At 43.8% G+C, this 13,138-nt stretch carries 9 protein-coding genes; 5 read left to right on the forward strand and 4 right to left on the reverse strand.

All coding sequences use genetic code 11. The annotated features are described in order from the left end of the window. Positions 1–8 precede the first annotated feature (8 nt). The 5 genes from ACN0VI_RS06925 to ACN0VI_RS06945 all read left to right on the forward strand — a co-directional run bounded on the left by ACN0VI_RS06925 (position 9) and on the right by ACN0VI_RS06945 (position 4,725). Complete coding sequence (locus ACN0VI_RS06925) at positions 9–1,670, forward strand: acyl-CoA synthetase (RefSeq protein WP_417446233.1); 1,662 nt, start codon at positions 9–11, stop codon at positions 1,668–1,670. 32 nt (positions 1,671–1,702) lie between these two features. After that, the gene (locus ACN0VI_RS06930; protein ID WP_417446234.1) at positions 1,703–2,608 is read left to right on the forward strand and encodes an HpcH/HpaI aldolase/citrate lyase family protein; all 906 of its coding nucleotides are present in this window, start codon (positions 1,703–1,705) and stop codon (positions 2,606–2,608) included. 52 nt (positions 2,609–2,660) lie between these two features. Then, a complete protein-coding gene (locus tag ACN0VI_RS06935) occupies positions 2,661–3,722 on the forward strand; it encodes a MaoC family dehydratase (RefSeq protein WP_417446235.1) in 1,062 nt (353 codons plus the stop codon). Positions 3,723–3,827: 105 nt separating this feature from the next. Beyond that, entirely contained in the window at positions 3,828–4,484 is a 657-nt protein-coding gene (locus ACN0VI_RS06940) for a DMT family transporter (RefSeq protein WP_417446236.1), read from the forward strand. Beyond that, the gene (locus ACN0VI_RS06945; protein WP_417446237.1) at positions 4,459–4,725 is read left to right on the forward strand and encodes a DMT family transporter; all 267 of its coding nucleotides are present in this window, start codon (positions 4,459–4,461) and stop codon (positions 4,723–4,725) included. Before ACN0VI_RS06940 ends, ACN0VI_RS06945 begins: the two co-directional genes overlap by 26 nt. A 16-nt stretch (positions 4,726–4,741) precedes the next feature. Here ACN0VI_RS06945 and pyk read toward each other — a convergent pair whose 3' ends face one another. The 4 genes from pyk to ACN0VI_RS06965 all read right to left on the reverse strand — a co-directional run bounded on the left by pyk (position 4,742) and on the right by ACN0VI_RS06965 (position 13,064). Beyond that, positions 4,742–6,187 carry a pyruvate kinase gene (pyk, locus tag ACN0VI_RS06950; protein WP_417446238.1) on the reverse strand — a complete coding sequence of 482 codons (1,446 nt, stop codon included), beginning with the start codon at positions 6,185–6,187 and terminating at the stop codon, positions 4,742–4,744. Between the two features lie 197 nt (positions 6,188–6,384). After that, positions 6,385–9,567: an efflux RND transporter permease subunit gene (locus tag ACN0VI_RS06955; protein ID WP_417446239.1), complete on the reverse strand. Its 3,183-nt coding sequence runs from the start codon at positions 9,565–9,567 to the stop codon at positions 6,385–6,387. 11 nt (positions 9,568–9,578) lie between these two features. Continuing rightward, positions 9,579–10,796 carry an efflux RND transporter periplasmic adaptor subunit gene (locus tag ACN0VI_RS06960; RefSeq protein ID WP_417446240.1) on the reverse strand — a complete coding sequence of 406 codons (1,218 nt, stop codon included), beginning with the start codon at positions 10,794–10,796 and terminating at the stop codon, positions 9,579–9,581. Between the two features lie 219 nt (positions 10,797–11,015). Continuing rightward, positions 11,016–13,064, reverse strand: coding sequence for a prolyl oligopeptidase family serine peptidase (locus ACN0VI_RS06965; protein ID WP_417446241.1), 2,049 nt, complete (start codon positions 13,062–13,064; stop codon positions 11,016–11,018). Positions 13,065–13,138 lie beyond the last annotated feature (74 nt).

The following is a 13,138-nucleotide window of genomic DNA, read 5'->3' on the forward strand; positions in this document are numbered from 1 at the left end:
GGATTATTATGAAATATTCCTTTGAAAGCATTGTTCACTACAACCAGGATATAGGTGAGTGGCAATGGCAGCTCCCCAGTTATTTTAATATTTGTGAGGCTTGCGTTGATCAGCATGCAAAAACTGATAAAGCTGACCAGGCAGCACTGATTGTCGAAGATGAGACACTGGGCACCAGCCAGGTAACATATGATCAGCTAGCTCAGAAAACCTCGCAGTTTGCGAACCTGTTGCAGTCTTTGCACATTGAGTCGGACAATCGAATCTTAATTCGCTTACCTAACTCTTTGGAATACCCAGTAGCATTTTTTGGCGCGATTAAATACTCGGCGATTGCGGTCCCAACTTCCGCCTTATTGGCTGCCAGTGAGGTCGCCTATCTGGCAAATGACTCACAGGCTAGTGTGTTAGTGACCCATAAGTCTATGTGGCAAGAACTGGAAGGCGAGCTAAAGAATACGGCCATTAAAACTGTGTTCTTAACGGGGGCAGGGGAGTTACCGCAATCTGATGAGTTTCAGTTGGTTGATTTTGATGATGCATTAAATCGAACCTCTGCTGAATTCACACCGGTCACAACCGCTGTTAACGATCCTGCTTATCTGGTTTACACGTCAGGAACCACAGGCTATCCCAAAGGTGTTCTGCATGCACAAAGAGCTCTACTCGGGCGTCTGCCAGCCAGTCGTTACTGGTTTGATTTTCAGGAAGGCGTTACCGAACGTATTATGCATTCCGGTAAGTTTAACTGGACCTATGTGTTAGGTTCAGCTCTGATGGACCCCTTGTTGCATGGCCATACTGTGATTGCATACGAAGGTCATAATGATGCGCACACATGGCCGAAACTGATTCAGAAGCATCAGTGCAGTATCTTTATCGGCGTCCCCACTATTTATCGCCAGATCATTCAAAAGACTGAATATAGTGGCAAAGACCTCCCATCACTAAAACATTGCATGAGTGCGGGCGAACACCTTTCCGATGAAATGCAGTCACTGTGGGAAGAGCGATTTAATGCGCCGATTTATGAAGCTATCGGTATGTCAGAAATTTCCTATTATATTTCTCAACACAAACAAGCCAAAGTAGTGCCTGGCGCTGCGGGTTTTGTGCAACCCGGACATCAGGTTGCGCTGTTAGATGTCGAGAAGGATGAGTTAAAGCCAGTCCCTAATGGCGAAGAAGGTATGATTTGTATTCGAGCCGATGATCCCGGTCTATTTTTGTCTTACTGGAATCTGCCAGAAGAAACGGTAAAAGCAGTTCGTGATGGTTGGTTTTTTACTGGCGACTATGCCAAGCGCGATGATCAGGACTATGTCTGGTTTTTAGGTCGTAAAGACGACATCATCAATACTTTCGGTTTTCGTGTTTCACCGCATGAGATTGAACGTGTAATTAAAGCGCACCCAGATGTGGCTGACTGCGTTGCGTTAGGTGAAGAAGTAGGCAAAGATAAAACATTGGTCGTTGTTTGTGTTATCCCTGAGCAGGGGAAGCAAGTTACTGAACAGCAAATGTTAGATTATGGGCAGGAGCAATTGGCTAAATATAAAGCACCCAAAAAAGTTTATCTAGTGGGTGATTACCCGCGAACTAAAAATGGCAAAGTCCTTCGTAAGAAGCTATTGCAAAACCTGGACCAATATTTACTTTCGAATCATTAACCACAAAGAAATTAATTATCAAAGGATAAAAGATGGAACCAACACTCAATTATCGACCACGCAGAACCATGCTTTATGTGCCTACTCATGTCGAGCGTTATCTGGAGAAAGCCAGAGGTTTAGCTGCTGACAGTATTGTGTTCGATTTGCAAGAGTCAGTTCCACCACAGCATAAGCAAACCGCGCGTGATGTTTTACTGAAAGCTTTTGCCGAGTCATCGGCCTTTGAGTCCTCAGAACGCATTGTTCGTATCAATCCATTGCATACTAAGTGGGGAGAGCAGGATCTTGATGCTATAAAAAATATGGATATTGATGCCATATTGCTTCCTAGAATCGAGTCAGCGGAAAGCTTGCTAAAGTATATTGAGCAGGTTGATGCAGCACGTTCTGATAAGCTGAACATTATGATTAATATCGAAAGCCCGTTAGGAGTCCTGCATGCCGAAGAGATTTGTGCTGTAAGTGACCGTGTATCCTGTGTTGTCATGGGCGTTACTGATTTATCGAATGAATTAAAAATTACTCAGACCAATGATCGTGCAGGCTTGCTGACCAGTTTGTCCCTGGTGGTGTTAGCGTCGCGAGCTCACAAGAAGTGTGTGATCGATGGGCCGCATTTTGATTTAAAGAATGTTCAAGCTTGCGAGTTTTCTTGTCGTCAGGCACGCGATCTTGGCTTTGACGGTAAAGCTGTAGTTCATCCTATCCAACTGGACTACACCAATGATGCATTCACTCCAAAGTTGGATGACATCAATCGAGCAAAAGCAATCATTACAGCGATTAAGCAAGCCAATGAAGAAGGGCGCAATGTTGCAGTGATAGAGGACCGACTGATTGAGCCTTCGCTAAGAGAGTGGGCTGAGCGAGTATTAACGCTTTATGACACCGTTAAAGAGTTGGGTCAAAACGAGCTGATTGGCACTAGCCGTTAGGCGCTATTTAAGGTAGTGTTTAATCCAGTGATATAACGATAAGCGGTAGGGCATGAATAAATCATCTGTTGGACGTTTCTTTGAAGACTTTTCTTTAGGCCAGATTATTGAGCATCCTATTCCTCGTACCATTACTGAGGGGGATGTGAGTCTTTATATCGCGTTAACCGGTAGCCGCTTTAGTTTATTCAGCAGTCACCATCTTGCGCGTAAAGTTGGCTTTGATCGACCTCCTGTCGACAATCTTCTTCTTTTTCATGTCGCTTTTGGTAAAACCGTTCAGGATATTTCGCTTAATGCAGTGGCCAATCTTGGTTATGCCGAAGTGCAGTTTGTGTTGCCTGCGTTTATCGGCGATACCATTTCTGTGTTATCTGAAGTGATTGGTTTGAAAGAAAATTCAAACGGCAAGACCGGTATTGTCTATGTCCATTCGCGCGCCATGAACCAAGATGGTCATTCGGTGGCGAGCTGGAAGCGTTGGGTTATGGTGCATAAAAAAGCAGAAGGGATGTTGAATACTTTTGCGGTAGAGCCACAGCTTAATTCAGAAGTAAGTCCGGCTTACCTTGCCTTGCCTGATCAATTTAATGCTGACCAGTACAGTTATATTTCCAGTGGTGAAGAGTTTGCATTTAAGGATTATCAAGTCGGCGAGTGGATTGATCACATTGATGGACTGACTATTGATGCCAGCGAACACACCATGGCAACGAAACTGTATCAGAATAATGCCAAAGTGCATTTTAATTATCATCAAATGCAGGATAGCCCCCATCAGAAGCGCCTGGTTTATGGCGGTCACATTATTTCGCTATGCCGTAGTCTGTCGCATAATGGCCTGGCTAATGCGCAGTGGCTAGCTGCAATTAATAGTGGAGCGCATCTTAATCCTTGTTACGCGGGCAATACCATTTATGCTGCCACACAGGTCCAGAATAAGTATGAACTGGGCTTTGGCATGGGCGCACTGAGGCTTAGAACCATAGGCTTTAAGAATGTTCAATGGCAGTCCATCAAAGAACAGGTGTGTTCAGCCACTAACCCTAAAACAGACTTCCCAGAAAACGTGGTACTGGATCTTGATTACACCGTCTTAATTCCTAATACCTGAGCTTTCTAAAACTGTAGGCCTTGGTATCACTTTATGATAAGTTCCCTTATCTTTTGGCTCACACGCTGAGCTTATTGGCTTTTGTCACTGTATTGAGATTGCTTTATGACTTTCGGCTTAGGTGAGATATTCGCGCTGTCATCTGCGATATGCTGGGCAACGGCGATCATTTTATTCAAACAATCTGGCGAAACTCTTAGCGCGACCGCGCTGAATCTCTTCAAAAATACCCTCACGACTTTTCTGCTAGTACCTACTGCATTATTAATGGAAGGTTTTCATTTACCTCAACTTGATGCTTATCAATGGACAATTGTTGCCATTAGCGGCTTCATTGGGATTGCGCTATCCGATACCTGGTATTTTCTCGCTTTGCGAAAAGTCGGAGCAGGCAACACAGCAATAGTTTCCAGTCTCTACAGCCCATTTGTTATCGTACTGTCAGTTTTGTTCTTAAATGAAACGCTTCACTGGAGCCAGTTTTTTGGTTTCTCGATGGTGTTAATTGGAATCGTTCTGGTGACCTGGCAACGGAATCGTAAAAACGTTGATACACCTGTTTTATGGCAAGGGCTGGCATTAGCAGCCGGTGCTGTTTTCCTGAATGCGGTTGGCGTGGTGATGGTGAAAAGGATTTTAGAGGGAGACGGCTTCTTCTGGATTGTCAGTCTGCGTTTGATTGGGGGGTATTCTGGGCTCAGTTGCTTTGTTATTAATTGGCCGAAAATTCTTAAGTGTGGTTCGGGAGTTAAAGCAGCCTAGGGACTGGCGTATCTTAATCATTGCCAGTGTACTTGGTACCTATATCTCGATGATGCTTTGGCTGGGCGGTTATAAACACACTGACGCTATTATAGCTTCGGTGCTGAATGAAACTTCGATTGTGTTTATTGTGCTATTTGCCTGGTTATTCCTGAAAGAAGAGGTCAACCGTCGTCGTTTAGCGGGTGTGGTGCTGGCCTTCCTTGGCGTGATTGTATTTGTTTATAACAGTGGCGGTTAAAGTTGTTATTTAGTGGTTAATAAACCTGACCAACTCGCACAACTTTCATCGCATTGGTACCACCAAGCACACCCATAGAATCACCTTTAGTGATAATCACCAAGTCGCCATCTTCTACGAAGTTACGTAACCGTAGTTCTTCTACCGCTAAGCGATTGACGTCATGTTTCGCTAACACTGTCGGATCAAACTCAATGGCCTCGACACCGCGATAAAGTGCGACTTTGCGAAGCGTCTGCTCATTGCGGCTTAGTGCAAAGATCGGCATGCCTGAGCGAATACGCGACAGCCATAAAGTGGTGGAGCCGGACTCTGTCAGAGCGATGATGGCTTTAACACCTTTGAGATGATTGGCGGTGTACATGGTTGCCATGGCAATGGCTTCATCAATCAGTTCGAATGACATTTCATTACGGTGGCGAGACATGCGAATCATGGATTGCTTTTCAGCACCCTGACAAACATTTGCCATAGCTTGTACTGTTCGAGCGGGATTGTCGCCCGTTGCAGTTTCTGCACTTAGCATCACTGCGTCGGTACCATCTAATACAGCATTGGCCACGTCAAATACTTCAGCTCGCGTTGGAATAGGGTTGTGAATCATGCTTTCCATCATTTGCGTGGCAGTGATAACGACACGATTAAGAGCCCTTGAGCGTGAAATGATATGTTTTTGGACGCCGATTAATTGTGCGTCACCAATTTCAACACCTAAGTCACCACGCGCTACCATAACTGCATCGGATGCCATAATAATCGAATCTAATATTTTGTCATCGTTAACGGTTTCAGCACGTTCAATTTTTGCTACCAGATTGCTGTTGCCACCGGCTTTTTGTAAAAGCTTGCGTGCTTCATGCATATCATCAGCACTGCGTGGGAACGAAACAGCTAGGTAATCTACCTGCATCGCGGCGGCGATTTTGATGTCTGATCGATCTTTGTCTGTCAGCGCCGGAGCAGAAAGACCACCACCTAGCAGGTTAATCCCTTTGTTATTACTTAATACGCCACCAATAATGACTTCAGTGACGATTTCCGTAGCTGTTAAACGTTTAACCTCAAGCTGAATACGGCCATCATCAAGCATCAGATGATTACCTTCTTTTAAATCTTCAGGCAGCTGCTTGTAATCGATACCAACGCGTTCTTCGTCACCGGTTTCTTTTTCTAGCTCAGAATCTAGAATGAAGGTGGCACCGACTTCTAAATTAATTTTGCCATTCTTAAAGCGGGCGATGCGAATTTTGGGGCCTTGCAAATCACCTAGAATGGCAATATATCGATTCATGTCGCGTGACAGTCTTCTAATCTGTTCGGCACGATGAATATGATCCTTGGCTTCGCCATGAGAGAAGTTTAGTCGAAAGACATTAGCGCCAGCTTTGATTAATGAGCGTATGGTGTCATCAGATTCAGTAGCAGGACCTAGGGTGGCAACAATTTTGGTGCGTTTAAACATATGATTTTGTGCTCGATGTTAGATACTTAACAGTGTAAAGCCAGACTGGATAAAAACAACACTATTGTAGAGAAAAAAGGGCAGGGCTGCTATTGATGTGTATTAAGTTTTTATAAAACATTGCATAAAAGGGTTCATAAAACGTTTCATAAAAAAAAGGGGCCTAAAGCCCCTTCGTTTTTCGCATAATTACTTACTTAGTTGTTTTGATAGGCTTCTTTTTTAGCCATGCTTTTCGAGTCACGACCTAGGAACCAATCTTTGACGCTACCTAATGTGACGTATAAGCAAGGTACCCAAATTAGCGTAATTACTGTCGCAAAGACGATACCAAATGCCAGAGAAACAGCCATTGGGATCACTAATTGTGCCTGCAAGCTAGTTTCAGTAGTAATAGGCAGTAAGCCGAAGAAGGTTGTAAGCGAGGTCAGGATAATAGCTCGGAAGCGACGAGTACCAGCATTTACAGCTGCCTCAACTCGTGACATACCTTCAGCACGTGCTCGACCAATAAAGTCGACCATCAACAGGCTGTCGTTCACTACAACCCCCGATAAAGCAATAATACCGAAGAAGGAGAACATGGATAAATCAAGTCCTAAAAGTAAATGACCTACCATTGCTCCAATAATGCCGAATGGAATCGCTGACATAACAACGACAGGTTTGATATAGGATTTCAAAGGTATCGCCATTAAACCGTAAATTAATATAAGAGCGATAATAGCCCCTTGAAGAAGTTCTCTTTTTAACTTTTCGGCATCTTCGCTTGGCCCACCTTTCTCCAGTTTTACTGTAGGGTGTTGCGCCAATATGTTTGGAACAACGTTAGTATTCATATCCTCTTGAATCTCTCCAGAGGTGATCGGTGCCTGAGGACTAACATCCGCGCTAATGCGATTTGCGCGAACACCATCAATCCTTGAAATTCTTGCGTAACCTTCTTGCACCTCATAGTCAGCTACATCGGTAAAAGTCACATATTCCCCAGAGGGTGTTTTGATTGGCATTTGTTCCAGATTGCCGATTGAGCGTCTGTCTTCTAGCGGATATCGAACAAAGACTTTTACTTCTTCGTTATCGCGTAGGAAGCGCTGAGCCTCTGAGCCATAGAATGCGTTACGAACCTGCTGAGAAAGAATTTGCGTGCTTAACCCCAGGTTATAGCCGTGAGGCTTAACTTCAACAACGACTTCTTCTTTACCACCGGACAAGTTATCACTGATGTCATAAACACCATCATACTCAGCCAGTTTGGCTCGGATTTTCTCTGTGACGATCTGTAATTCTTCAATATCTGAACCTACTAGACGATATCCTACTTGATCTCCGCCTGGGCCACCGCCGCCGCCGCCAAAGCTTATTTCTTCGATTGCGGGTAATGTTCCGACCTTGTTTCGCCAGCGGTCAATCAATTCAAACTGATGAATTGGTAAGTTTTCACTTTTCACCAACTCAGTCCACATATAACCGCCTGTATTTTCGCGAGTCCACATAAAGGCATGTTGGAAGACGCCAATTCCATGCTCAGCTTCGACCTCTTTATGTAGCTCGTTGAGTTTGTCCCAGACAACCTGAACGTTGCTCATGGCTTGCTCGGCAGTAGCACCTTCAGCCATTTTGATTTCGACAAACACACCATCATTTGGAATACTTGGGAACAAACGCGCTTTTACCCAACCGCTGCCAATAAAGCCGATGGTTGTGATAAATAACAAACAGAGAAAGGTTAGAATAGTTAGGCCTCTGTACTTTAAGAATAGCTCAAGTTTTGGCCTGTAAACATTTTTTATAAAGCGCGATAATAGATCTTTAACTTTTAAACGTATTGCGCGGAAGAATCCTTTGACGGCTCTTACTTTGGGGTTTTTAGTATCTTCTACTTTATTCAGCTTCATGTGAGCCAGGTGAGCCGGCAGAATGAGTTTTGACTCAACCAACGAGAACATCAAGCAGAACATGACTACTAGCCCCATGGATGCCATCGCATTGCTCCATGGTCCGCTGATTGCTAACATCGGATAAAAAGCAGCAATAGTCGTCAATACACCGAAGGTTGCTGGAAGCGCGACTCTTTTAGAGCCTTCCACGACACTATCAATGCTGTGTCCCTTTTCCTCAATCGAAGCCCAGGCGCTCTCCGCAATAATAATCGCATCATCGACCACGATCCCCAGCACCAGAATAAATCCGAAGAGGGTGATCATGTTGATGGTCATGGCAAAGCCAGGATACATGTACATCAGGGCGAATGCACCCAGGAAACACAAGGGGATACCAACCATGACCCAGAAAGCCAGTTTAAAGCGCAAGAAAAGAGCTAAAACGATGAAAACCAGGATCACACCTGTGATCATGTTTTGCTGCATCATCTCAAGACGACCTTTCAGGTAATAAGTACCATCTCCCCATGCTTCAATACCTATTCCTGCCGGAAGTGTGGGAGTTTTCTTATCCAGATACTCGTAAATTTGCTCAGCTATCAGTAGATCATCAGACTCAAGGGACGAGCGAACTCTCAAGCTGACCGTTGGTTGGCCGTCAAAGCGTGACAGAAAATTCCACTCAGCAAAGCCATCATCAATCGCTGCAATATCTGCCAATAATAAAGTGGTGCCATCCGGACGTGTTATGACCGGTATTTTTGCAAAGTCGTATGCATCGTAGGCCTGGTTCTTGGTTCTAACTAAGATATCACCGCCTAGAGTTTTGATGGTGCCGCTAGGCAAGTCCAGAGAGTGGCTACGGACAGCATTGGCAACATCCTGTAGGGTTAATCCATATTTGCGTAATTGATAATCGCTAACCTGAATACCTACTTCGTATGGTCTTGCGCCTTGTACCTCAACTAGTCCAACGTTCGAAAGTGTCAGGAGTTCATTTTTAATATCCTTGGCATACTCTTTAAGAGTCTGCTCATTAGCATCACCAAATACATTGATGCGCATGACATCGCGTTGGTTGCGATTTTCGTAGATCACAGGGCGTTCAGCTAGTGCTGGGAAGTTTGGAATAGCATCAACCTTAACTTTGATTTCATCCATCACGGCAGAAACGTCATAGTTGTCCTGAATTTCTACAGTGATACTTCCCATCCCTTCAGACGCGGTTGAAGTAACTTTTTTTATCCCCTCAATTTCTTTAATATTTTCTTCAATGAGGATGACAATGCCTTCTTCAACTTCCTGAGGCGCTGCGCCTGGGTAGGGCACTTGTATACTTACCGAGTTGATAACGATATCAGGGAAAACTTGTTGGCGAAGGTTCATTAAACCTATGACCCCAGCAACAAAAATGAAGATCATTAAAAGGTTTGCCGCAACTGAATTACGGGCAAACCAGGAAATGATTCCGGTATGTGTATCGTATTGTTTGACCATCTGCGAATTCCTTATTGCTTAGCTGCGTCAGCGCTCGTATTGAGAGCGGTGTCATTGGTATTTGCAGTGCTGGACTTCGGCTGACTACCAATTTTTTGGACTTTCATACCGTTAACGGGATTATGGACCGGAGTAATGATGACCTCGTCACCAGAGTTCAAGCCATTATCGATGTAAATAGTATTTGCTTCAGTACGCGCTAAGGTAACTTCCTGCAAGCGAATTTCACTTTCATTTTCCAGGATCAAAACCGTATTGCCGAAGTAAAGAGCTTGTCGTGGAAGAGCAATTAGGCCTTCACGCTGTTTACCAGCAATTTCAGCTCGGACAAACGTTCCGAATCTAAGCGGTCTGTTGTCACTATTTTGTGCTTTTAAATTATAAGGGTCTTGAATTTGAGCGACTAAGTAAGTTAAACGGTTTGTTTGTTCAACAACGCCTTCTGTACGGACAATTTTACCAAACCAGCTTTGCTCTTTTCCTGCATAGCTACCCATTAGGCGCACATCAGGCTGCGTTTGTGGATTTTCCATGTCAGGTAAGAGTAGATAAGCTAGCTCTTGATCTGGAACCGGTAAGCGAACTTCTGCATACTCTGTGCCATAAAGGGTTGCTACCTGACTGCCCACATTTACAAACTGACCCAGGCCAACCATTTTACTTTGAATTAATGCATTAAAACTCGCTTTAACTTTTGTTCTCTCTAAATCACGTCGAGCACGCATCAAATCCGCTTCTGCAGATTGAACTGTTGCTTCAGCTTGTTTCAATTGAGGGAGTCTTAGAGCAAGAGCAGAAGGCTCACCCGAGCCGATTTTTTTCCAGTCCTTACGAGCTTGCTCAGTTCGAGCTTTGGCATCCTGGAAGTTAGCTTGAGCTTGTGCAAGAGCTGCTTCTGCACTACGCATATTAGCAACATAGTTAGCAGGATCAATGGTAAACAGCGTTTCACCTTTTTCTACAAAGGCACCAACTCTAAAGTTATCAGAGACACTGATAATGCGGCCACTTACTTCAGCAACCATAGTTGAATTTTCAACTGGCAGGACTGGTCCTTGGCTGTCAACAATGAATTGAATGTCTTCACCTTCGACGGTTTTGGTTTCAACGACGATGGCTTGGACAAAAGGTTTCTTTTTTGGTGGTTCCGGCTTCATCTGGATAAGGCCGACAATAATTACAATAGTTGCGATAACTATTGAAGCACCAATTACGATTCTTTTGGTCATTATTTTTTCCCGCTTTACAAATTTTAGGATTACTCCAACTCGAAGCTATTATAACTCTCGACCATTTTTATAACCTAATGTTCAGTAATGACAAAAGGTTAACAAATGTTTCAATACGGTATTTTAAAGGCTGAAGTGTGAAAAAAAGGTGCCCGAAGGCACCTTTTAGTTGTTTTTAGATAGTAATTAGCTATGAAGGGTTTAGTTCGATAGTTTAAATTACTTGTCTGTGAGCCACTGATGTAACCAATTATTGACTACTTGGTGCCATTGTATGCTGTTATTAGGCTTCAAAACCCAGTGATTTTCATTTTCGAAAATTAACATTTGGCTTGGGATATCCTGGCGCTGAAGCGCTGTGAAAGTGGCCAAAGATTGTGTTTCTGGAACTCTGTAGTCTTTACTGCCTTGAACCACTAACATAGGTGTTTTCCAATTTTTAACAAAATGAACTGGATTATGTTTCTCAAAGTTTTCCGGTTTGTCGAAATAGGTACCACCATTTTCCCACTCTACAAACCAAAGTTCTTCAGTTGAGTAGTACATCATGCGGTTGTCGAAAATACCGTCGTGATTAACCAGGCACTTAAATTGATCAGACCAATTGCCAGCAATCCAGTTAATCATATAGCCACCATAGGAAGCTCCTAAAGCGCATGCATTATCGGTATCGACAAACTCATAGTTCTCTTCAACGTAGGCTAAACCTTTCTGTAAATCTTCCAGTGGCTTGCCACCCCAGTCGCCGGTAATTGAATCAGTAAAGTCTTGGCCATAGCCAGTAGAGCCATGGAAGTCGATCATAACGGCAACAAATCCCTGACCAGTATAAGTCTGTGGGTTCCAGCGGTAGTGGAAGTGATCACCAAAGCTGCCTTGAGGGCCGCCATGAATGAGAAATGCTAAGGGATACTCTTTCTCTTCATCAAAGTCAGCTGGTTTAATGATATAGCCGTAGACAGTTTCATCATTCCAGCCTTTAAAGCTGAATTGCTCGTAATCACCAAACTCAAGTTCAGACATGACTTCTTGATTAGCATGGGTAAGTTGACGTTTGTTAGCGCCATTAAGATCCATAATGAATAAATCAGCAGGATTTTTCAGATCATCATATTGATAAACGATTTTATCTGAACCCACATCAAATGCGGACACATAGCCAGCGTCAGTAAGTTGCTGCTTTTGTTTGGTTGCTAAATCGTATGACCAGATAACATTTTTACCAATATGGTTGCCATATAAGAAAACTTGTTTGCCGTCTTTGCCAAACTGGAAGCCGTAGAACGAGCGGTCCCACTCTTTAGTGACATTATCTGTTTTGCCTGTTTTCAAATCACGAATATGCAACTGTCGACGATCCGCTTCAAAGCCGGGACGATCCATCGCAAGCCAGGCTAATTTTCTGCCGTCCGGGCTAAATACAGGATAAGTATCCCATGCTAAATTGTCTTTGGTCAGATTATTAGCCTTGCCCCCTTTTATTGAAACTTCATATAAATCAAAGTTCGTTGAGGTAGGTTCTTTCTTGTCCGCGATACGCAGCGTGAAAATAACGGTCTTGCCATCTGGACTAATAGTGTATTCTTCGTCGCCACCAAATGGGCTTGAGGGAACATTGCCATTTAAGCTGTGGGAAAGGGCGATTGCATCTGTAAAAGGAGAGTTAGAAAGCTTGGCACTGAATAAGCGACTTTGTGTACCATCTAACCAATGATCCCAATGACGGACAAAGCTCTTGTCATACAGCTTGCCTTCCTGTTTGCTAATGCTCGCCGCTTCAGATTTTTCTTTGCTGCATTCTAGTGTTTCGCACTCAGGATAAACCGACGCGCTAAAAACAACCTGGCCTCCTGTTGGTGACAGTTTGAAAGTACCAATACTGACAGGTACATCGGAAACTTGCTCAATAGATTCAGACTCGACCGTATATCGCCAAAGCTGATTGCTACCACTGCGACTTGATAAGAAATAAAGATACTTACCATCAGCCGACCATTTAGGACTGGTGTCAGTAGCGGGGTCAGTCGTTATCTGTTTAGGTTTACTCTCTTCATCAAGCGAGCTGGTCAGGTAAATATCAAAGGTGCCCTTATCAGCTTCAAGATCTGTCGAACGAAGGATATAAGCCACCGAGTTGCCATCAGGTGACAGAGCAGGGGAGGCAACACGCTTCATGGTCACCATATCTTCAGCCGTAAATGGCTTCGATGCCACAACTTCACCAGCGTTTAAAGCCAGTAAGCCAAATAACAGGAATAAGTGTTTCATAACAGACTCAAACTTTTCTTAGTGTTAGGTGGTCAAAACTATACTGAGCTTTTCTCGCTAAGTCGATAATTTGC

Source organism: Kangiella sp. (assembly GCF_048265365.1).
In the GTDB taxonomy this organism is placed as follows: domain Bacteria; phylum Pseudomonadota; class Gammaproteobacteria; order Enterobacterales; family Kangiellaceae; genus Kangiella.